21 protein-coding genes are annotated in these 20,204 nt (G+C 45.9%); 9 read left to right on the top strand and 12 right to left on the bottom strand.

Annotated features, from left to right (window positions below):
* Nucleotides 1–5: 5 nt before the first annotated feature.
* Entirely contained in the window at nt 6–1,481 is a 1,476-nt protein-coding gene (rpoN, locus tag DDR33_RS13610) for an RNA polymerase factor sigma-54 (protein ID WP_109416344.1), read from the bottom strand.
* A gap of 290 nt (nt 1,482–1,771) precedes the next feature.
* Here rpoN and DDR33_RS13605 point away from each other — a divergent pair, with 290 nt between their 5' ends.
* The 3 genes from DDR33_RS13605 to DDR33_RS13595 are packed head-to-tail and all read left to right on the top strand — an operon-like array spanning nt 1,772 to nt 4,333.
* Nucleotides 1,772–2,962, top strand: coding sequence for a thiolase family protein (locus tag DDR33_RS13605; protein ID WP_109416343.1), 1,191 nt, complete (start codon nt 1,772–1,774; stop codon nt 2,960–2,962).
* A gap of 1 nt (nt 2,963) precedes the next feature.
* Entirely contained in the window at nt 2,964–3,674 is a 711-nt protein-coding gene (locus tag DDR33_RS13600; RefSeq protein WP_109416342.1) for a CoA transferase subunit A, read from the top strand.
* A complete protein-coding gene (locus tag DDR33_RS13595) occupies nt 3,668–4,333 on the top strand; it encodes a CoA transferase subunit B (protein ID WP_109416341.1) in 666 nt (221 codons plus the stop codon). Before DDR33_RS13600 ends, DDR33_RS13595 begins: the two co-directional genes overlap by 7 nt.
* Before the next feature lie 6 nt (nt 4,334–4,339).
* Here the strand turns inward: DDR33_RS13595 and DDR33_RS13590 are convergent, their stop codons facing one another.
* Nucleotides 4,340–4,753, bottom strand: coding sequence for a MauE/DoxX family redox-associated membrane protein (locus DDR33_RS13590; RefSeq protein ID WP_109416340.1), 414 nt, complete (start codon nt 4,751–4,753; stop codon nt 4,340–4,342).
* Nucleotides 4,754–4,928: 175 nt separating this feature from the next.
* On the opposite strand from DDR33_RS13590, the gene DDR33_RS13585 reads away from it, so the two are divergent.
* From DDR33_RS13585 to DDR33_RS13570, 3 genes are all read left to right on the top strand, one after another.
* Nucleotides 4,929–5,699 (top strand): class I SAM-dependent methyltransferase, encoded by a 771-nt coding sequence (locus tag DDR33_RS13585; RefSeq protein WP_109416339.1) that lies wholly within the window; start codon nt 4,929–4,931, stop codon nt 5,697–5,699.
* Nucleotides 5,700–5,709: 10 nt separating this feature from the next.
* On the top strand, nt 5,710–6,054 hold the full coding sequence (locus tag DDR33_RS13580) for a hypothetical protein (RefSeq protein WP_109416338.1): 345 nt from the start codon (nt 5,710–5,712) through the stop codon (nt 6,052–6,054).
* A 305-nt stretch (nt 6,055–6,359) separates the two neighbouring features.
* Nucleotides 6,360–7,172: an AraC family transcriptional regulator gene (locus tag DDR33_RS13570; protein ID WP_158280746.1), complete on the top strand. Its 813-nt coding sequence runs from the start codon at nt 6,360–6,362 to the stop codon at nt 7,170–7,172.
* On the opposite strand, the gene DDR33_RS13565 is transcribed toward DDR33_RS13570, so the two are convergent.
* The 8 genes from DDR33_RS13565 to DDR33_RS13525 all read right to left on the bottom strand — a co-directional run bounded on the left by DDR33_RS13565 (nt 7,140) and on the right by DDR33_RS13525 (nt 16,129).
* Complete coding sequence (locus DDR33_RS13565; protein ID WP_109416335.1) at nt 7,140–8,009, bottom strand: flavin reductase family protein; 870 nt, start codon at nt 8,007–8,009, stop codon at nt 7,140–7,142. The genes DDR33_RS13570 and DDR33_RS13565 overlap by 33 nt on opposite strands.
* Nucleotides 7,994–9,010, bottom strand: coding sequence for a fumarylacetoacetate hydrolase family protein (locus DDR33_RS13560; RefSeq protein ID WP_109416334.1), 1,017 nt, complete (start codon nt 9,008–9,010; stop codon nt 7,994–7,996). Before DDR33_RS13560 ends, DDR33_RS13565 begins: the two co-directional genes overlap by 16 nt.
* 20 nt (nt 9,011–9,030) lie before the next feature.
* Nucleotides 9,031–10,167 (bottom strand): 4-hydroxyphenylpyruvate dioxygenase, encoded by a 1,137-nt coding sequence (gene hppD / locus DDR33_RS13555; protein WP_109416333.1) that lies wholly within the window; start codon nt 10,165–10,167, stop codon nt 9,031–9,033.
* Between the two features lie 54 nt (nt 10,168–10,221).
* Nucleotides 10,222–11,388, bottom strand: a complete 1,167-nt coding sequence (locus tag DDR33_RS13550) for a homogentisate 1,2-dioxygenase (RefSeq protein ID WP_109416332.1) — start codon at nt 11,386–11,388, stop codon at nt 10,222–10,224.
* A gap of 2,813 nt (nt 11,389–14,201) precedes the next feature.
* On the bottom strand, nt 14,202–14,510 hold the full coding sequence (locus DDR33_RS13540; RefSeq protein ID WP_109416330.1) for a hypothetical protein: 309 nt from the start codon (nt 14,508–14,510) through the stop codon (nt 14,202–14,204).
* 7 nt (nt 14,511–14,517) lie between these two features.
* Nucleotides 14,518–15,204: a glycosyltransferase family 2 protein gene (locus DDR33_RS13535; RefSeq protein ID WP_109416329.1), complete on the bottom strand. Its 687-nt coding sequence runs from the start codon at nt 15,202–15,204 to the stop codon at nt 14,518–14,520.
* Entirely contained in the window at nt 15,201–15,863 is a 663-nt protein-coding gene (locus DDR33_RS13530) for a glycosyltransferase family 2 protein (RefSeq protein ID WP_109416328.1), read from the bottom strand. Before DDR33_RS13530 ends, DDR33_RS13535 begins: the two co-directional genes overlap by 4 nt.
* Before the next feature lie 11 nt (nt 15,864–15,874).
* Nucleotides 15,875–16,129, bottom strand: a complete 255-nt coding sequence (locus tag DDR33_RS13525) for a hypothetical protein (RefSeq protein ID WP_109416327.1) — start codon at nt 16,127–16,129, stop codon at nt 15,875–15,877.
* A gap of 221 nt (nt 16,130–16,350) precedes the next feature.
* Between DDR33_RS13525 and DDR33_RS13520 the strand changes: the two genes are divergently transcribed.
* Together DDR33_RS13520 and DDR33_RS13515 are read left to right on the top strand one after the other, a co-directional pair.
* A complete protein-coding gene (locus tag DDR33_RS13520; RefSeq protein ID WP_109416326.1) occupies nt 16,351–16,935 on the top strand; it encodes a hypothetical protein in 585 nt (194 codons plus the stop codon).
* A gap of 11 nt (nt 16,936–16,946) precedes the next feature.
* Entirely contained in the window at nt 16,947–17,660 is a 714-nt protein-coding gene (locus DDR33_RS13515) for a hypothetical protein (RefSeq protein ID WP_109416325.1), read from the top strand.
* Between the two features lie 12 nt (nt 17,661–17,672).
* On the opposite strand, the gene DDR33_RS13510 is transcribed toward DDR33_RS13515, so the two are convergent.
* Nucleotides 17,673–18,380 carry a glycosyltransferase family 2 protein gene (locus DDR33_RS13510; protein WP_109416324.1) on the bottom strand — a complete coding sequence of 236 codons (708 nt, stop codon included), beginning with the start codon at nt 18,378–18,380 and terminating at the stop codon, nt 17,673–17,675.
* 143 nt (nt 18,381–18,523) lie between these two features.
* Between DDR33_RS13510 and DDR33_RS13505 the strand changes: the two genes are divergently transcribed.
* Nucleotides 18,524–19,390: a glycosyltransferase family 10 domain-containing protein gene (locus DDR33_RS13505; protein ID WP_109416323.1), complete on the top strand. Its 867-nt coding sequence runs from the start codon at nt 18,524–18,526 to the stop codon at nt 19,388–19,390.
* 21 nt (nt 19,391–19,411) lie between these two features.
* Here the strand turns inward: DDR33_RS13505 and DDR33_RS13500 are convergent, their stop codons facing one another.
* Nucleotides 19,412–20,005: a Crp/Fnr family transcriptional regulator gene (locus DDR33_RS13500; RefSeq protein WP_109416322.1), complete on the bottom strand. Its 594-nt coding sequence runs from the start codon at nt 20,003–20,005 to the stop codon at nt 19,412–19,414.
* Between the last annotated feature and the right edge of the window lie 199 nt (nt 20,006–20,204).

Here is a 20,204-nt window from a genome sequence, read left to right as displayed (position 1 = left end):
CCCCCCTACAGTTCTTTCCTCAGTCTCGCCACTGGTATGTTCATCGCTTCGCGGTATTTGGCAACTGTGCGGCGGGCGATGTTATAGCCCTTTTCTTTAAGGATTTCAGCCAGTTTTTCGTCTGCAAGCGGATGGCGTTTATCTTCTTTGCCGATACACTCTTCGAGGATTTTCTTGACTTCTTTGTTGGATACTTCCTCACCGCTTTCGGTTTGGATGGCTTCCGAGAAGAAGGATTTCAGAAGGAAAGTACCGAATTCGGTCTGTACATATTTGGAGTTGGCAACGCGGGAAACAGTGGAGATGTCCATGCCTATCTTGTCGGCTATGTCCTTCAGGATCATAGGCCGAAGGTTACGTTCGTCGCCTGTCAGGAAGTAGTCGTATTGATAATGCATAATAGCATTCATCGTTTTAAGCAGTGTCTGCTGTCTTTGCTTGATGGCGTCGATAAACCACTTTGCCGAATCCAGTTTCTGTTTTACAAACTGTACAGCCTCTTTTAGCTTCTTATCTTTCTGTGCAGCCTTGTCGTAGTGCTCGAACATTTCCTGGTAAGAACGGCTTACTTTCAGTTCGGGCGCGTTCTGCGCATTAAGGGTCAGCACAAGCGTTCCGTCGTTATTGGAGATATGAAAATCGGGAATGACCTGAAGCTGTTTGGTGTTGACCTCGCTCGAATCACCAGGTTTGGGATTCAGTTTCAGGATTTCATTCACTATATCTCTCAGTTCTTCAGAACTCACGTTCAGCGATTTTTCAAGCTTATCATAGTGTTTCCTTGTGAACTCTTCCAGGTAATGCTCAACAACCCTTATGGCTTTCACAATAACCGGGTTGTTCAGATCTTTCTTTCTTAACTGTATCAGCAGGCACTCCTGCAGATCGCGGGCGCCTACACCTGCCGGTTCAAATGTCTGAATAACCTTCAGCATTTCTTCCACTTCTTCTTCTTCAGCGGAGATATTTTGTGAGAAGGCCAGGTCATCTATTAAAGAGGTGATCGAACGGCGCAGATAGCCGTCATCGTCAAGGCTGCCAATGATTTGCTGGCCGATCTGGAAGTCTTTATCCGGCAGAGGAATGAGATCTAACTGCTCCTGCAGATTTTCGTAGAACGAACTCTGAACAGCAATAGGAATTTCTTTCCGGTCTTCTTCATCATCCCCGTTCTGGTCGTACCTCGAACCGTAATCGTTCACGTTATCTTCCTGCAGATAATCTTCTATGTTAAATTCGTCAGGCTCTTCGCTGCTTTCCTCGTTGTCGTAAGTAGTTTCATCGGGATCCTTATCGGGATACTGATCGGCCGGTTCGTTCAGATTTGCCAGGCTAAGATCTTCCAGAGCAGGATTTTCCTCCAGCTCTTCCTTAATACGGGCATCTAAGGCTACTGTAGGAACCTGCAATAGTTTAATGAACTGAATCTGCTGAGGAGACAGCTTTTGAAGGAGCTTCTGTTGTAAGTTTTGTTTTAACATAAATATTGTGCCAAAATTACGGATTATAATCTATATGGCGAATTTTCCCTTTTTCAAACTTTAGTATGTAACACAAATAACAGAAGGAGGTTTGACCTGGCCAATAGTACCATACTTTAGAGCGGCCGTGCTATCGTGGCAGGAACGAAGGTTCTATATTTGAAAATCTAAATTAACCAGTTAAGACTGACATCGATAAGTCTTAGCGTTCTGAATTTTTGATTAATCTGCGTTTTCATACTATGGAAACGCAGTTTTTAATTGCTGCAACAGAAAGTACCTGATAATATATGAATGATGTATGGATTCTATCTGCATGCCGCACTCCGCTTGGGAGTTACGGAGGTGCTTTATCCGCGTTGAGCGCGGTCGAATTAGGTGCTTTTGCTATTAGCGGAGCTGTGAAAAAATCCCGGAATAAGCTGTCGGGGTTCGGGGCTGTAGTCATGGGAAACGTGCTGTCAGCTAACCTTGGACAGAATCCGGCCCGGCAGGCTGCTATGTTTGCCGGACTCCCTGCTGGTATCTGTGCCACTACCGTAAATAAAGTGTGTTCTTCGGGCATGAAGGCTGTAAGTATGATCTCCCAGGATATCCGGCTGGGTGAAATTTCCGCCGGGCTGGCCGGAGGGATGGAGAGTATGTCGCAAGTCCCTTTTTATATTCCGGGAGTCAGGCGTGGACTTGGATACGGTAATAAAAGCCTGGTTGACGGAATAAGCAGAGATGGGCTGACAGATGCATTCAGCCAGGAAAGCATGGGAGTCTATGGAGATCAGATGGCAGTCCGGTATGACATCAGCCGGAAAGATGCAGATGATTATACGGAGCACTCTTATCAGCGGTGTTCGAACGCCTGGGAGAGTGGGATGTTTACGGAGGAAATCATACCGGTGAAAGTAGAATCCGGTAAAGGAGAGAGCAGGACTGTACATGAGGATGAAGAGTTCCGGAGGATGAACTTTGAGAAATTGCGAAGGCTGCGCCCTGCTTTCTCTAAGGACGGTTGCCTCACAGCCGCCAGTTCAAGTCCTCTCAGCGATGGTGCAGCCGCCCTCGTCCTCGCTTCCCCCGATTACGCTACCGGAAAAGGCCTGCGCCCTCTGGCCCGGATCCTGGCCTATGCCGAGGCAGAACAGGAGCCGGAACATTTTATCAGCAGTCCCGCTCATGCCGCCAGGAAAGCGCTCGGCCGCGCCGGTTTAACAACAGCCGACATTGATGTTTTCGAGATAAACGAAGCTTTTGCCATCGTTCCGCTGGTGTTTTGTATGGAGATGCAGATTCCGGTAAGCAAGCTTAATTTATTTGGAGGCGCAGTGTCCATCGGACATCCTCTTGGAGCCTCCGGTGCCCGGATTTTGTGTACGCTCATATCTGTTCTGCGTGCTTGTAAGGGCAGATATGGTCTGGCAGCTATCTGCAATGGCGGCGGGGGAGCAAGCGCCATGATCATCGAAAATCTGCAAACAGACTACTGAAATGATTAATAAAGTAATTGGAGGGGCTGAAGAAGCGGTTGCTTCTGTACCCCACGGCGCAGTTTTGATGCTGGGCGGTTTCGGCCTCTGCGGCATTCCCGAAAACAGTATTACAGCTTTGTTAAAGAAAGGGGTCAGGGAGCTGACTTGTATCTCCAACAACGCCGGTACCGACGAGTTCGGAATAGGTTTGCTGCTGAAGAACAAGCAGGTGAAAAAGATGATATCTTCCTATGTAGGCGAAAACCAGGAATTTGAAAGACAAATGCTGCTGGGCGAGCTGGAAGTCGAGCTGATACCCCAGGGCACACTTGCCGAACGTATCAGGGCAGGCGGGGCCGGTATTCCGGCGTTTTTCACACCTGCGGGCGCGGGAACTGAGGTGGCGCAGGGAAAAGAAACCAGGGTCTTTGACGGGAAAGAGTATTTGCTCGAAAGCTGGCTCAGGGCGGACTATGCCTTTATCAAGGCCTGGAAAGGAGATCGTTCAGGTAACCTTGTTTACAAAGGGACTGCACGCAACTTTAATCCGATGATGGCCGCTGCCGGGAAGATCACGATCGCCGAGGTGGAGATACTGGTGGAGACCGGTGAACTGGATCCGGGCCATGTGCATACTCCCGGAATTTATGTGCAGCATATTTTCCGGGGCGCTCAATATGAAAAACCGGTAGAACAACGGATTATCCGTACAAAAGCTTCCTTATGCTGAATAAAGACCAGATAGCCATGCGCATTGCGCAGGAACTCAGAGACGGGTGGTACGTCAACCTGGGAATCGGGATTCCCACGCTTGTCGCCAACTACATTCCGAATGGCATTCATGTAATGCTCCAGTCAGAGAACGGCCTTTTAGGTATCGGGCCATCACCCTATGAAGAGGAGCTGGATGCAGATCTCATCAATGCGGGAAAGCAAACCATTTCCATGCTGCCGGGGGCTTCACTCTTCAGCTCGGCGGATAGTTTTGCCATGATCAGGGGAGGGCATATCGATCTGACCATTCTCGGTGCAATGGAGGTTTCAGAAAATGGGGATATCGCCAATTGGAAGGTGCCCGGCAAAAGGGTTAAAGGAATGGGAGGGGCAATGGACCTTGTTGCTTCAGCAAAAAATATTATAGTCGCCATGCAGCATACCGACAAGTCAGGCAAATCCAAACTTTTAAGATCGTGCACCCTTCCCCTGACCGGGAAAGGGTGTGTGAAGAAGATCGTGACGGAACTTGCAGTAATCGGGATAATGGAAGGCGGAGGCTTTGAGCTGCTTGAACGGGCGCCCGGAGTCAGTGTTGAAGAAATAAGAAACGCTACCGCAGCCCCGCTGTTTGCAGAGGCAGAGGTGCCCGAATTAGTGCTTCCCGGAAGTTAAAAGGACTCAATATCCAAGTTCCATCAAAAGTATCCCGATCGCCGCGGTAAGGGTAAGCATAATATTTACCTTGAAATGCTTTTTCCATCCCATTTTGGTAAAAATACCGCCGCAGGGGCAAGGATACTTGTCGTACATGTTAAAATATATCCCACCTACATAAATCGTGAACACACCTATCAGTGCCAGGGATAAATACATGCCGATCAGTGCGGTAGATGGCAGTAGAAGCAGGATCGTGGCCGCGGTTTCCGAAAGCGGGATCAACCATGCGAACATGGGCTTTAACCACGCAGGCATATATTGCGTTTTCAATGTCTTTCTGAAACGGGCAATGTTAAATAATTTGGGTATTCCCGTATGGGCCCAGAGTAAAACAAACAGGCCGATGATAATGTAGGTCAAAATGGTAAGTATCATAACAAACGGATTTATTGATACTAATTTAGAAGCTATGGCATCTGAAGGATAGGGTCAGATGACCCCAATTACCATTTCCGCGCTTAATATTCCATTTTTTTATTGGGACATTTGACCCTCCCGGCGGGTCTTCCCTGTCCCTAATTTAGCCTTATCAATCAGAGCAAAACAACCAATGGAACATACGATTTACAGGGACTCGGCTTATTACTATTCACAGATCACCAATGACCGCGACTTTAGCGCACAGGTAGACTTTCTGCTGAAGCAGTTTCCGCCGGAGCATCCCTGCAGTTCTTTGCTTGAGCTTTTTGCAGGGCAGGCTCTGCACGCCATCGAAGCCCAGAAATGGGGCATCGATGCATGGGCAATCGATAACAGCAAAGAGATGAAGCCTCTGGCCATCGAAGGCGGCTTTTCCGAACCTGCACAATATATACTGGGGGACTTGCCCGGCGCTATATCGGAATGCAGGGGGAAAACGATGTTTGATTGCATTCTTTGTTTATATCACGGATTCAGTAATCTGAGCATGCACGATGCATATAATCTGATCATTAATTTAAAGAGCATATTGAATCCGGGGGGGCGTATATTCGTCGAAACCCAGAATGTGGCGTTGCTGATGGATCGCCTGTCTGCCCCAGGGATTCGGATGGAAGAGCTTGATAACTCGGGCGATGAAGTAATTAAGTACGCCTGGCCGGGCGGACCCATCCGCTGGGACCCGTACAGTTTCACTGCGGATGTCCCCGTACAGTTAATTATCAGTTCATCAGGAAGTACGCGAATCAGGGAATTCATTTCTCAGGAACACATGTACAGTGCAGAAAACCTTCTGTTTCTGGCCTCCCTCCTTGGCCTTGAAGGAAGGGTCCTTACGGATAGCAGTCCGGGGAGAAATTCATTTCCGGGTTCCGTACTTCTCGAGTTATCCTATTCGTAATATCTCTGTCATGACCGGTAGACTGCCGGTCATGATTTCTTCTTTTATTAACCGCCGTAAACTCAAACCCCGGCAAAGTATAAATCTGTCAACCCTCAATGAAATGTCAAGAGCCTGGTATTATTATATAGAAGGTGATCCATTTGAAGCTTCAAGTTACGTGTATTCTCCCTGCAGGCCGGGATGCAGGGAGGGGTATAATATCTGCAGCATCTATGCAGATTATCACAGTGGTTTACCATCTCTGTCCGATAACCTGATCTTTTACATAGCAGATGGACTGGAAACGGGCTTGCCACAACCGCAGGTACCGGCAGGAGCAAAAAAATATGTTTATATGAAGCATTACAGTTAATGCTGGTTTAATATTGTCTTGCAAGGGCACGTTTCCGTCAGGAAATGAGGTGGGCGCTCCGGATTCCGGAGCGTTTTTCACATACCCGTATCGGGTGATCCTGAAGTACCATACTTCTGTACAGCAGTGCTATCTCTTTTCCCCTTACGATGTTATTTTTGAACTTATATGGTCTCAAACCAGTACCTATGAAAGAGAAGATAATGTTAACTTTATGTTGATTTGCTGAAGGATAACTTATGACTAACCAGCATCCACTACCATTTCAGCCTATTTTGGGGGACGGCCCTATTCAGGTGTTTCATATGGACCATTTTTTTCACGCCCCTTCGCTTCAGCCCCATCGTCATGATTTTTATATGATTTTCTGGGTAACCGAAGGCGCAGGCGTCCATTTTATCGACTTCAGGAAATACGAACTAATGCCGGGGCGGGTATTCTTTGTACAGCAGGGCCAGGTTCACCAGGTGGAGAAATATCCGGACAGGGCCTGGGTAGTATTGTTCGAAGAAAATTATTTCAGGAGCTTCCTGAACCATAATGCTAATCAGGAACAGTCAGGCATCCTGGATTACTTCAACGACGCTCCGTATGTCGATCTGGATCATTACACCATGGAATCTTTTGAGGCCCTGGCTCTGCTGCTTTCCGGTGAGCTGAGGCATTACCAGAAAAGCCGGATCCTGGAGTATTACATCACTATTATGCTTCTGCAGGCCAACAGGCTGCACAAACAACAGCAAACCAGGCCGCACACAGGGCAGTCCGAGCTCGTCAGACAGCTGAAGGTTTTAATCGAGCAGCATTACCGGGAACATAAAGATCATCACTTTTATTGCAGGGCGCTTCATGCAGATATTCGCAAACTGAATAAAGCCAGTACCGAGGCATTAGGGAAAACAGTATACGAGCTGATCCGCGACCGTATTCTCATCGAGAGTAAGGCCCTGCTTCTTACTACGGGGTTGAGCGTTAAAGAGATTTCCTTCAATCTTGGCTTTGCTGATCCGTCTTACTTCTGCCGCTTATTCAGGAAAATGACCGGCTATTCGCCGGTTGAGTTTAGAAGAGACGGCTTTGAGTCCTCACGGTGCAGGACAGCAGAGCAGCACTTTTAAAGCTGCTTCATTTTCATTCCCGGCCAGGAGTTCCTTCGCATGCAGGATCATAGCGTCTCTCATTTGTGAGCCCGCTGGGTATAATTTTCTGAAGTTCTCCAGTTCTTCCTCCCCCGGCAGACTGCCGGCGTTCGACAGTCTTGCGAGTTCATTTCCATTGAAATGTCCGCAGGTGCGTATCCATAACGGCAGTGAGTCTATTCCAATCGCAGCATGATGAAGTGGTTTTGGCAGCCGGAATACGTTCTCTTCCGTCACCCTGCAATACAGGTCGCCTCCCATCCTGGCAATCAGCCCCATTTTTACCTGGTCGATAGTTCCGTCACTTTGGATCAGCTCCTCCCGGATATGGATCATTTTTATTTCTGCCAGTACCAGGTTCCCGGCTCCCGGCCCCTGGCCAAGCGGAATGATCTGTGTTATCCCGCATTCCAGTTGGACTGGCGACCCGGCCACACGCGGCGGTTTAACCAGCAGGGAAGGAAGGGGCGTGAAGCCTGCTTTCACAAATTCGTTCACACCCCTTGGGAAGTCGCAGCTCGCGAGGGAAGTTTGAGCTGCCATTTCATAGGAGACCAGGTTAACCACGCATTCAGGTATCTCAAAAAGATTTTCCAGTGTGTGTTTTGTGGAATTGTCGCGCATCCGCCTGGACGGCGAAAAAATACATAAAGGCGGATTCGTGCTGAATAAGTTAAAGAAGCTGAAAGGGCTGAGATTCACATTGCCGTCACTATCGATGGTTGAAGCCAGACAAATGGGCCTGGGTGCAATGGCAGACTGCAGGCAAAGCTGCAGTTCCAGGGGAGAAAGCTCATCGGTCAGGATACTTCGCATGGAGCCTTCTTTCTTTTCAATATTGAAAAATCAGAACCCGATCGTGTAATGGTATTTTGCAGGATCCCCAGCCCGGTGATTTCCATTTCCACTACATCACCTTCTTTAAGCCAAACCGGCTGATAAGCCGGATCTTTCAGCTTTGCTGTTCCGTTCAGCTCCAGGAAACAACCTGTTCCAACGGTCCCCGAACCAATGATATCGCCGGGAAAGATCTCCGTCCCATAAGCACACCTCTCAATAATTTCTGCGAAGGTCCAGTTCATATCGCGGGTATTACCCCTGGACACCTCATGACCATTCACCCGGCAGACCATATCAAGTGCGTACGACCGACCGGTGTGCCCCTCCTGCGGCGCTATGAGGTAAGGCTCAAGCTCGTCCGGAGTGACCAGCCAGGGGCCTGTAGCCGTAGCGAAATCCTTGCCCTTTGCCGGCCCCAGGCTCAGCAGCATTTCTTCCATTTGCAGCGTTCTCGCACTCAGATCATTCATGATCATGTACCCGGCAATATAGTCGTCGGCTTCTTCAGCCCTGATATTCTTCCCTGCCTTACCGATCACCACCGCCACTTCCAGCTCGAAGTCGAGTTGCTCAAAATGGTCGGGCATACACTCAACCGGTCCGGGACCTGTTACAGAGTGATGGTTCGTAAAATAGAATACCGGGTATTGGTCGAACTCAGGAAGCATGCCAAGCCCGCGGTTCCGGCGGGCTGAGGCGACATGCTGACGGAAAGCATACGCGTCGCGACAAGAAGAAGGCCGCGGCACTGGTGCCATCAGGTTAAACTGATCCACCCGGTATGCTTCCATCCCGCTTGCGGTAATGGCTTTTTGCACCTTCCCCGCAAGCGGCATCATGACCGGTCCGCTGTTGTTAAGGAATTGGAACATAGTTTGGGGTATCAGCGGATCGCAGCCATGAAGATCATAGAGAGAGCCATTCACGATGATTCCAAGGCTCTCTTTTTCTTTGTGTTTATAGGAAACCAGTTTCATAATCGCATCAGTTCTTCCTTTCAGAGATTTCCCCGCAGCATTTGCTCCCGCTCAAGCGATTCAAACAGTGCTTTAAAGTTTCCGGCACCGAAGCTTTTGGCTCCTTTTCTCTGAATAATTTCGAAAAATAATGTCGGCCGGTCTTCTACCGGTTTGGTAAAAATCTGGAGAAGATAACCTTCTTCATCCCGGTCAATCAGGATCCCTAATTCTTTCAGTTGCTCCAGTTCCTCATCTATTTCCCCGATACGGTTTGGGATCATGTCGTAATAGGCATTGGGCGGAGCACTCAGGAATTCGACTCCGTGAGCCCTCATCTGCCTGACCGTTTTGACGATATTGCTGGTAGCTACGGCAATGTGCTGAACTCCTTCCCCCTCGTAAAACTCCAGGTATTCTTCAATCTGTGATTTCTTCTTGCCTTCGGCCGGTTCATTCACGGGGAATTTAACATAGCCATTACCATTGCTCATCACTTTGCTCATCAGTGCAGAGTATTCCGTGTTGATCTGTTTATCATCGAAGGAAAGGATATTGACAAATCCCATCACCTCTTCATACCATTTTACCACTTCATTCATCCTGTTCCAGCCAACATTTCCCACGCAGTGATCGATATAAAGCAAGCCGGCTTCTTCCGGATTATAATCACATTTCCAGGGAGTATAACCCGGCATAAAGATTCCGCGGTATTGTTTCCGGTCTATAAACATATGTACCGTTTCACCATAGGTGACGATGCCCGACATGGTGAGTTCCCCCCATTCGTCTGATGTGGTGAGGGGCTGCATATAGGGAGTGGCCCCGCGCTTAACCGTCTCTTCAAATGCCTGCACGGCGTCGAGTACCCACAACGCGATCACCTTTACGCCGTCACCGTGTCTGCGAACATGTCCGCTGATTGGATGTCCTGAGCGCAGGGCGGTCGTAAGCACCAGCCTGATCTTTCCCTGCTGAAGAACATAGGAGGCACGGTCGCGTTGTCCCGTTTCCGGGCCCGAATAGGCGAGGGAACGGAAGCCAAAAGCCGTTTTATAGTAGTGAGCTGCCTGTTTGGCATTGCCAACATAGAGTTCAATGTAATCTGTTCCAAGGATCGGCAGAAAGTCGGCCGCCTTAGAGATCTTTTCCGCAAATGTTAAGGATTCATTTGTCATGGGTATGAGTAGTTTGTTTAATGGATGATAATCTGTTAATTTTTAATAGAGCCCTTAGAGGCTATCATTTAACCAGCTTTTGTAGTAATCCCGGTCTTCTATGCTCAGGGCATATTTCGTTAACATAAGAGGCCTGAAGGGATCAATCATCACCGCCAGTTCTTCAGTTTTCTCTTTGCCTATCGCTTTTTCCACTGTACCGGGATGCGGTCCGTGGGGGATCCCCGCCGGGTGAAGCGTAATTTGGCCGCGTGCTACATTCTTCCGGCTCATAAAGTCCCCGTCGACGTAGTACAGGACTTCGTCACTGTCGACATTGCTGTGATTATATGGGGCCGGGATGGCCATAGGATGGTAATCATACTTTCGTGGTACAAAAGAGCAGACGACGAAGTTGTGTGCTTCGAATGTTTGGTGTACCGGCGGCGGCATGTGGAGGCGACCTGTTATCGGTTCAAAATCGTAGATAGACAATGCCCACGGATAGTGATAGCCGTCCCAGCCGATAAAATCAAAAGGATGCGTACCGAGGATATAAGGGTAAATGCGGTTCTCCTTTTTTATCAGTACTTTAAATTCTCCCTCTTCATCAAAGGTCTGCATGCTTTCCGGTTTCCTGATATCCCGTTCGCAATAGGGAGCGTGTTCCTGCAGCTGCCCCCATTCGTTCCGGTAGCGCTTTGGACTTCTTACCGGGCTGTAGCTTTCAATAATGAACAGTCGGTTGTCCGTATTCTGAAATTGGAGCTGGTAAATGGTGCCCCTGGGAACTACCAGGTAATCGCCGTACTGGAAGGGGATGTTGCCATAACCTGTTTTAAGGATTCCCTTCCCTTCATGGATGAAAATGATCTCGTCCGCCTGGCTGTTTTTGAAAAAATAATCTTCCATAGACAACCTGGGTGCCGCAAGTGAAATCGCCAGATCCGAATTGACCAGCACCGGTTTCCGGCTTTGAAGATAATCATCTTCAGGTGGAGTGTTGAATCCAATCAGGCTTGTATGTCTCAGCCTGTTTTCTGTAGCTATTTCAGGCGCCACAGACCAGGAATCGCCGACAGATTTGACAAGCGTGGGAGGATGGCAGTGGTAGATCAGTGAATACATACTGGAAAAGCCTTCAGTGGATACCAGCTCTTCTGCAAACAGCCCCCCATTGGGTTTTCTGAAGATAGTGTGCCGTTTTAGCGGGATTTCTCCCTGGGTATAATAAACAGGCATATCGTATTAGATGTATAGTTAGTTTGAAATTGATGTAATGGTGCTGCCCCGGGCAAGGATCAAAATGATTCGGAAGAATACTGGGCCATGATCACTTTTGAAATAAGCGCCGAGTGATAGGCTGCCAATGTCTCGGCTGCCTGAGGAATGTTGTGAAAGTGAAGTTGCGGGCGCTTGTTCATGGAGGACAAAGTTAGGGAGTTGTGAGATAGGGAAGGGGAGTTTTTAGGGTACTTTAGGGAGGGAATTGGGTGTTGTAGGTGGGAGGCGGATTTTCTCGGTGTAGTTTTCTGAAGGATAAATTCAAATGAATTATTCTGAGTGCGATACACCGGGAGGCTTGCCGCCGGTGTATCGCATTTAATTATGGTTTCATATAAACATATGCAGGTGGGGGAAATTGAGGCTGTGGAACACCCGTTGCCAAGGCCGCTGCTATGTATTGCTTTATGTTTTCTGATATTTCATCGGGGTGAACTCCACAACTTGGTGCATAAATTGCGCATAAGTTGAATCCTGTCCTACAGTTTGGCCTATGACACGTACGCAAATAGCTGGAGGGTTGCTCAAAATCTCCCCCTACATAGGTATACCAACATCTTGCCATAATTTCACGTCTTTTTTATAAATCAAAAAAGATCAAAAACTTTAATTATTAACGCCTACTCTTTTCTGGGTTTTCGACTTCCCCCTTTCTGATATAGTATCTCGGATGGAAATTCAAGTTTCGGATTGCTGAAGTCAACCAGATATTGAATACTCCATCAACCTTTTTAAAAGTAAATCGTGTTATAAGTTAACCAGAAGCAATTGCTCCTGGTTAACGATGTGAGGCCTACGGTTTCATGTAAACATAAGAAGTAGTACCAGCAGGCGTACTAGGCTCTGGTACACCCGAACTTAAACCAGCTGCGATATAATCCTTTAAATTGTCAGATATAGAAGCTGGGCGGGTTCCGCCGTAAATAGCATAAATTGCGCATAAGTTGAATCCTGTCCTGCAATTTGGTCTAAAAGCCACATACCGATAACTGCCGGGCACTTCTGGATTTCCTCCCAGGTATGAATACCATGCTCTTGCCATAACGATTTATCTTTTTGTACATCAAAAAAGATCAAAAACTTTAATTATTAGTGCCTACTCTTTTTGGGCTTTCGGCATTTCCCTTTCTTCAATGCAGGTTATTGGAATAATGGGAGTTCAAAACTGCTGCAGTCAGCTGGATACACGAACAGACGTTTCCATTTCACCTGCTTATCAGTTGCAATCATTTCTAGTATACATGTAAAACGTTTGCAAATCAATAATAAAATTAGAGCTATTTGTTTTTGTTGGATGCGGTCAAATGCCTCAATAAATAAAGGCCGCCACCCATCTTATCTCTGGATTTAGGTTTTAATGGCTATTATGTATGATTTCTCCCGGTTAGAAACAAAAGTATTGATCGGGTAGTGAACAGTATAAAAAAATAAAAATGTAGTTGTTCTTGAGTAAGGACTTACAATATTCAAGGTGCTTTGCGATGAAGATAGAGTATAAATACCGGGAGCATTTGCTCCCGGCGAACTAAATATGAATTATGGTTTCATGTAAACATAAGAAGTAGTACCAGTAGGCGTACTAGGCTCTGGCACACCAGTACTTAAACCAGTTGCAATATAATCCTTTAAATTTTCAGATATAGAAGCTGGGCGGGTACCGTTGTAAACAGCATAAATCGCGCATAAGTTGAATCCTGTCCTGCAATTTGGTCTAGAAGGAGAGTAAAGATAGGATCCGATCCAACTTACATCTCCACCGATGTAAGAATACCATGCTCTTGTCATAACTATCGATCTTTTTATACATTAAAAAAGATCAAAAACTTTAATTTTTAATGCCTACTCTTTTCAGGGTTTTCGACATTTCCCTTTCTTCAATGCAGGTTATTGGAATAATAGGAGGTCAAAACTGCTGCAGCCAGCTAGATACCGGAAGTGACGTTTCCATTTCGCCTGCTTATCAGTTGCAATCATTTCTAGTATACATGTGAAACGTTTGCAAATCAATAATAAAATTAGAGCTATTTGTTTTTGTTGGATGCGGTCAAATGCCTCAATAAATAAAGCTTTAATAATGTAAAAGGCAATCGCTGATTTTATCTCTGGATTTAGGTTTTAACGGCTATTATGTATGTTTTCTCCCCGTTAGAAACAGAGGTACAGGTTTTTAGAGTGGGATAATATGAAAAATAAGAATCCAGTTGTTCTTGGGTATTGACGCTGCAATATTTAAGGCGCTTCAAGATGAAGATAGATTATAAACAACCGGGAGCAACAGCCCCCGGTTAACCACATATGAATTATGGTTTCATGTAAACATAAGAAGTACCAGTGGTAGGTTGAGGTACGCCAGTAGTCAAGCCAGCTGCAATATAATCCTTTATATTATCAGATACTGTAGCTGGGCGAGTGCCTGCGTATGCTGAATAAATTGAACATAAACTAAATCCCGTTCTACAATTTGGTTTTGCTGAACTGTACAAATAGTTGTTGGGCTGATTAACATCCCCGCCTGTGTAAGAATACCATGCTCTTGCCATGACTATCGATCTTTTTATAAATCAAAAAGAACAAAACTTTAATTTCTGCTTACTCTTTTCAAGGTTTTCAGCATCCCCTTTTTGCCCGCTATGGGACTGTTTTGTTAGTAGATAGAGTTCGAATGCTGCAGTCAACCCGGCCTCCTGCTACTATCAAACCAATTTGCCTGTACCGGCCGGTTAAGCAAAATTTCTTAAAAGACATTAATAGATGTCTTTAATATTTGAATCTTAATCTTCTGTTTTTTCATCAACTGTCTTTCGCCTGGCGGGAGTATCCGACATCCTAACTTCAAGCGGAACAGGCGGAGAAAGCGATTTCGGCTGTCCTTCGTGTTTCGCCAGAGCTCTGATAATGTAAAAAAGCAAACCCGGCGTACTATCTAAATCAGGACGTTTTAGAGGATCATCTGCGATTGGGTCTGCGAAAATAGCGTGTAAGTACTGTCCGTCTACGCAATTGCGGGGTTCTTCTGTTAGAAGGTAGCTGTCGGGATCGCAGATATCGAGATCGTTATCTATAAATTTGTACCAAGGCATAATACTTTCATTTAGTTAAATCACTTGTTGCTTTATTTCCTGTAAACTCTACATTCATCCAGGGAGAGGCGTGCAATTTATCTCCGGGGCTCTCAAACGGTTTTAATGTGGTATTTTTATTATGAAGGATCGCAATGAAACCATCGGTATAATCATGTGCGAATACACTTCCTCCTGAATTCCAGGCAAAATCATAGTCTTCTCCGATCTGAAGGTCTTTGAATGGGTACTTTATCCAGAAGGATCTTTTGTAAATCATGGTAGCTCCTGCGATCCACGGCTCCGTCGTACTTGGATTATGAACCCGCCAGAACTTATTTCTAATCGGTGAAAAAAAGAGAACATCATTTAATCCGCAAATATCAGCGCCTGAAGTTTCAATCGCTTCTATTTCTTTTGTAATCCAGTTTTGAGCGTAATAATCATCATCGTCCCAGTGAACAATGAGTTCGCCTATAGCCATTGAGCAAGCGTAGTTTCTTTTCTGTCCTATGCTGCTGCGCTGCGGTCCTCTATAAAAGTATTTGATCCGTCGGTGGTCCGGAATAAGATGGGCCACTGATTCGGTGCCGTCATCGATAATAATGAGTTCGGTATCTCTGAAATCCTGATTCAGAAAATAGTTCACAGCAAAAGGAACATGTAATGGGCGGTTTGCTGTCGGCATAATACAACTTACATACGGATAACTCATACCTTTACGTTTTCTGATGGCTCAACCCATCCTATTGCATGTTTCTTGTGTTTGGGATTTTCAACAGGCTTAATACTGGTATTATTCTGATGCAGTAAAGCAATAAAACCCTCAAAATAGTCATGCGCAAAAGTTTTTGCTCCGGAATTCCAGACAAAATCATAGTCTTCACCAACCTGCAGATCTACAAAGGGATGAGTGGACCAAAAGTTTTTTGGATACGCCATGGTGGCACCACATATCCAGGGACGTTCTGTGTCGGTATCTTCGTACAGCCACCTTTTGTTTAAAACCGGAGAGTAAAAAGCCACCTTGTTTAGTCCCGTTATATCGGCTCCTGATTGTATCAGAGCACTAACCTCTTTGCTGATCCAATCAGCCGCATACCAGTCGTCGTCGTCCCAATGAACGATGATCTCTCCCTTTGAAATTTCACATGCATAGTTCCGTTTCGCTCCAATGGAGCCGAGAGGCGCGGAATAGTAATACCTGATAGCCGGGTTATCCGGAATAAGTGCTTTTGCCGGCTCCAAACCGTCATCGATGATTACTAATTCTCTGTTCGGATAATCCTGCTGTAGAAAGTTGTTTATTGCCAGGGGAATATACTTCTGCCTGTTAGCAGTCGGCATAATACAGGAAACCAGTGGAAAACTCATGCTCTTAATGTTTAATATCTCATGAATACGACAGTTTCACCTGTTTGAGGCTGTGATATACCTGACATTAATGCGTCAGCGATATATCCCTCAAGTTCTTCTGAAAATTTATCCGGATGGGTTCCCGCTCCTGTCGCATAAATAGCACACAAAATATTTCCTACACCGAACTCCGGTTTTATACTGGTTTTGTAGTAGCTCATCGGATCGCAGGGATTGCCAAATATATACGCATAATAGCTTTTGGCATTTTGACCTTCGTTCATAATCATCAGTTTATTATTTAGCCCTACTCTTTTCAGGGTTTTCGGCTCCCCCTTGCTGAGAGTAAAATTAGTGCTGGCCAGGGAAGGACAACAGGGTCAAATGTCCCAATTGAGATTGTCTCATTTGCCATTATGATTTAGGGTCAAATGTCCCCAAATCTGCACAGGTATTTTAGGTCATTGCTTTTTATCTAACTTCGGTTTAGCAAAAGAAACCTAAAATGAAAATTATCCGTAAATCCGATGAGCATGAGATGATGCAGCGTTGGGCCCTGGGTGAAATTGAGGTTGAAAGGAAAGGGAAATCCGCAGAGATTCAAACTCTGGAAAACAGGCTTACGCTTCTGCGGAGCGATAACAGGGAAGAGCAAAAAACAGCGATAGAGGGAACCCTGAAGACCCACCATGTGTCCCTCGTGAAATGTATACCGGAAGATGCCGCTTATTTCCTGGCAAATCTCGATGTTAGCCGCCGGGAATTTGACCTGCTTCGTACGCTGCCGGTTCCGGATCTGGCGAAGGTGACCAACAACACTTACCGCCTTTCGTATGGTGCTGTGCTGGTTTCACAGCATCCTGATCTCAATCCCCGCATCGTTCAGATTATGGATAGCTTCAGAAAAGGCGGGCACGTGGAGATGGCGGGTATCACGTTGCTGGCTAAAGATGTTGCCGGCCCGTATACCGTCATAGAGGGAAACGGGAGGCTGATGAGCTTGTACCAGTTACTTTTTTTTGAGAACCGGAAAATATTCTACCAGGAAGAAATTGAGGTGATTCTTGCATTATCCCCGCACGATCTTTAACAATCGCAGATATGAAAACCTATTTTATGACTTATGGAGATGAACTCTACCGGAACCAGATCCAAAGGTTGACCGAAATGGCCTCCTTGTCTGGTTTTTTTCACGAGGTCCGCGCATTCGGTCCGGACGATCTTGAACCTGAGTTCCGCTGGGAATTCAATCACATATTAAATTATCACCGGGGCGGAGGCTACTGGATCTGGAAGCCCTACCTGGTGAAGCGCATGCTCAATACCATACATGAAGGAGATGTATTGGTGTATTGCGATGCCGGATGCGAGATCAACCAGGACGCTAAGAAGCGGTTTCGGGAATATATCGAGATGATCTGTGCCTCACCGACAGGTTCTCTTGCTTTTAGGTTGCCTCACCGGGAAGTAGAATATACCAAGCAGGAGGTCTTTTCTTATTTCAGCAGCCCTGCGGAAGTAATAGAGTCGGAACAATTAATGGCAACCGTTTTCTTTCTTAGAAAGTGCGGACATACATCTTTTCTCGCGGAGACCTGGTTCCATGTGCTGGAGGACAAAGACAGTTTGTTCACTGACGAACTAAATGAAAAACTGCAGGACAGGAGATTCATTGCGCACCGGCACGATCAGAGCGTGTTTAGCCTGATCCGCAAACAATATGGCTCGGAGATCATTCCGGATGAAACTTTCTTTAACGATTTTTCCAGGGAGGGCAGCCCATATCCTATCTGGGCTACAAGAAAAAGGGGTTAACCCCTTTTTCTGTTACGACAACCTGTAGGGCTCAAGGTTCGTAAGGTCCACCACCTGTTTGCTGACGTCTTTGCCGAGGGGTTGTGACTGAATAAAATAAGAGTTGAAATGGCTCTCCTGCCAGGTGTTCTCCCCATGGTAGATATAAACATAGAGGAATGACTGGTCATTCAGGTGATAAAGCAGGTTGTTCTTGTGCAGGTTAAATACAACGGCAGTATCTTCGCCTTTATTCACATCCAGGTACATCTGGTCCATCAGGACCTCTTTTTCCGACAGCAGCGTTCCTTCCCACAGATGGAAGGGAGAGAGGAAGGCTTCCGCGCTAAGAGCGTCAAAGAGGAGGATGTTAAAAAGGATACAAGCCTTAAACGGACTATCCTTCAATGTTTCATACTGTAAGCGGATCCGGTCCTGGTGGTACCAGTCGTCGTCGTCCCACATACACACATACTTTCCATTAGCATACCTAATCGCATTGTTGCGCGCCATCCCCAGCCGTTCTGTTTCCGCCCTTTCGATCAGTACCAGGTTGATGTCGGAGATCTGTGCGATCTTTTCCATTAAGTCCCTGGTCTGTTCATCATCAGCCGGATAGGACACAACCAGCTCCCGGTTTGGGTACGTTTGGCTTTCAAAACAGGCTATCGCGCGTTGCAGCAGGAGGGGCCTCCTGTTTGTTATGCAGATGCACGAAATAAGAGGTTCGTTACTTTCCATGATTTTAAATTGATTTTTGTATAAAAATAAAAACAGCTGCTACCCTGAAACAGGGTCATTTGACCCATAATTACCCCTAATAAGGAAGTGTAAAAGAGGTACTGTAATTTTGGATATAATAATCCCTGATAAACCGAAAAAACATGAAAATTAAATTTTTTGCCGATTACGACAGGTCCGTTAATCTTCTGAAAAGGGTCATCGCTAATTATGGAGCCGATGACGATGATCTGGCCTTCACCACCGCCGACGATTATGATTACGCAGTCGTCTTTAACAGGACAAATGAAAAGCTGAAAGGCAAAGCGAAGATCATCACCGTCGTTCAGGAGCCATCATTCAGCGATGTGCACCATAATAATCCGTTTTTGAAATACAGTGATCACCTGATCGTTCACGATCAGGCCTTATTTGAAAACCTGCATCGATATAAGCTTAGCAAACATGTTATAGAGTCGCCTTCCCTGATGTTTTACCAGGATCCCGTAGACCGAAGTTTTTTCAGGAATACGGAAGATCAGCATAAAGAGAGGAAGATCTCTATGATCGTGTCATCCCTCAGGTTCGAAGTGGGAAATTACGGGAAGCGTTTGCGGCTCCTGAGGCGGATATTAAGTTCCGACCTGGACATTGATATATTTGGCCGGGGATTCAGCATCCAGGATGACCGGTATAAAGGGGAACTGGATTATAAGCTTACGGGCCTTCTCCCTTACGAATACTCCATCGGGATTGAGAACTCCAACGAGAAGAATTACGTCACCGAGAAATTCTTTGATTGCTCACTCTGCAATACGGTGCCCATCTATAACGGCGCACCTAATATTGAAGAGGTGTACAATGAAAAATATTACCGCATGATAGACCTGGATGCCCCGGATCTTGTTGACCAGATAAAAGAGATCATCAAACACCCTGCACCTAAGGCTGGAAGAGACAACAATAAATTAATTTATTTTACGAAGTACAACCTCTATACCCGTTTAAAGGAGATCATTCTGAATGAGTAATAAGCCGGTCCCGTATTGGTATCACGGGGATCTTCTCCTGCTTTTGCGATGAGAGTCCCTGATCCTGTTCAGTGTTTTTCTTGAGAACCCCAGGTAGGCAGCTACATATTCCACCGGCGCTTTTAAAACAATCTCCGGACGTTCTTCAAGGAGGGCGGCATATCGTTCCTCAGCAGAAAGGGAGAGATACTGTATCAACCTTTCCTGTACCGACACTTCTAAATCTTCTAATCTATCAATTAACGATTCATAGAGATAAGGATATTTCTTCAGAAGCATAAAAAGATCATCATAGCTGATACAAAACAGCGTTGTTTTTTCTATCGCCTGGATAGCTACGTCAGAGGGGGCTTTCCGGAAGAAGCTTTTAACTTCTATAATAAGCTCTCCCGGCCCATGAAAGACATACGGGATCTTCTTATCCGCTTTATCCACATAACTCATTGTCCACCCGGTAATGATCAGCCACATGTATTTGGCTACCTCTCCTGGCTTCAGAATGATCTGGCGGTTTTTAAATGTCTTTTCTTTAATTAAGGCATTAAATTCATCTCTCAACGCTTTGTCTGAATAGTGGTCTCCAACCAAAGTCCTTATGAAAAGGTCATTTTTCATGTGATGTGTCTATAATTGTAACAGGTATTTGGCAAGGATATATTTCTTTTACATAAAAAATTATTCTCTGTAGTGTTAACCCGGTCAGACAGTTAGTTTTCAATGGAAAATAAAAATACGGAAATTCACAAAAAGCACTATATTTACTCCCCTGACACAATTGTTTTCCGATATGTAAATTTACATTTTATTTAGACAA

The sequence above is a fragment of the Pararcticibacter amylolyticus genome, assembly GCF_003130405.1.
Lineage (GTDB): Bacteria > Bacteroidota > Bacteroidia > Sphingobacteriales > Sphingobacteriaceae > Arcticibacter > Arcticibacter amylolyticus.
This window is presented reverse-complemented; position numbering and strand designations above follow the sequence as displayed.

What these genes read in the sequence shown, in the direction of transcription:
- rpoN (WP_109416344.1), bottom strand. Translation starts at nt 1,481, where the DNA reads ATGTTAAAACAAAACTTACAACAGAAGCTCCTTCAAAAGCTGTCTCCT.
- DDR33_RS13605 (WP_109416343.1), top strand. Translation starts at nt 1,772, where the DNA reads ATGAATGATGTATGGATTCTATCTGCATGCCGCACTCCGCTTGGGAGT.
- DDR33_RS13600 (WP_109416342.1), top strand. Translation starts at nt 2,964, where the DNA reads ATGATTAATAAAGTAATTGGAGGGGCTGAAGAAGCGGTTGCTTCTGTA.
- DDR33_RS13595 (WP_109416341.1), top strand. Translation starts at nt 3,668, where the DNA reads ATGCTGAATAAAGACCAGATAGCCATGCGCATTGCGCAGGAACTCAGA.
- DDR33_RS13590 (WP_109416340.1), bottom strand. Translation starts at nt 4,753, where the DNA reads ATGATACTTACCATTTTGACCTACATTATCATCGGCCTGTTTGTTTTA.
- DDR33_RS13585 (WP_109416339.1), top strand. Translation starts at nt 4,929, where the DNA reads ATGGAACATACGATTTACAGGGACTCGGCTTATTACTATTCACAGATC.
- DDR33_RS13580 (WP_109416338.1), top strand. Translation starts at nt 5,710, where the DNA reads ATGACCGGTAGACTGCCGGTCATGATTTCTTCTTTTATTAACCGCCGT.
- DDR33_RS13570 (WP_158280746.1), top strand. Translation starts at nt 6,360, where the DNA reads ATGGACCATTTTTTTCACGCCCCTTCGCTTCAGCCCCATCGTCATGAT.
- DDR33_RS13565 (WP_109416335.1), bottom strand. Translation starts at nt 8,009, where the DNA reads ATGCGAAGTATCCTGACCGATGAGCTTTCTCCCCTGGAACTGCAGCTT.
- DDR33_RS13560 (WP_109416334.1), bottom strand. Translation starts at nt 9,010, where the DNA reads ATGAAACTGGTTTCCTATAAACACAAAGAAAAAGAGAGCCTTGGAATC.
- hppD (WP_109416333.1), bottom strand. Translation starts at nt 10,167, where the DNA reads ATGACAAATGAATCCTTAACATTTGCGGAAAAGATCTCTAAGGCGGCC.
- DDR33_RS13550 (WP_109416332.1), bottom strand. Translation starts at nt 11,388, where the DNA reads ATGCCTGTTTATTATACCCAGGGAGAAATCCCGCTAAAACGGCACACT.
- DDR33_RS13540 (WP_109416330.1), bottom strand. Translation starts at nt 14,510, where the DNA reads ATGCCTTGGTACAAATTTATAGATAACGATCTCGATATCTGCGATCCC.
- DDR33_RS13535 (WP_109416329.1), bottom strand. Translation starts at nt 15,204, where the DNA reads ATGAGTTATCCGTATGTAAGTTGTATTATGCCGACAGCAAACCGCCCA.
- DDR33_RS13530 (WP_109416328.1), bottom strand. Translation starts at nt 15,863, where the DNA reads ATGAGTTTTCCACTGGTTTCCTGTATTATGCCGACTGCTAACAGGCAG.
- DDR33_RS13525 (WP_109416327.1), bottom strand. Translation starts at nt 16,129, where the DNA reads ATGAACGAAGGTCAAAATGCCAAAAGCTATTATGCGTATATATTTGGC.
- DDR33_RS13520 (WP_109416326.1), top strand. Translation starts at nt 16,351, where the DNA reads ATGAAAATTATCCGTAAATCCGATGAGCATGAGATGATGCAGCGTTGG.
- DDR33_RS13515 (WP_109416325.1), top strand. Translation starts at nt 16,947, where the DNA reads ATGAAAACCTATTTTATGACTTATGGAGATGAACTCTACCGGAACCAG.
- DDR33_RS13510 (WP_109416324.1), bottom strand. Translation starts at nt 18,380, where the DNA reads ATGGAAAGTAACGAACCTCTTATTTCGTGCATCTGCATAACAAACAGG.
- DDR33_RS13505 (WP_109416323.1), top strand. Translation starts at nt 18,524, where the DNA reads ATGAAAATTAAATTTTTTGCCGATTACGACAGGTCCGTTAATCTTCTG.
- DDR33_RS13500 (WP_109416322.1), bottom strand. Translation starts at nt 20,005, where the DNA reads ATGAAAAATGACCTTTTCATAAGGACTTTGGTTGGAGACCACTATTCA.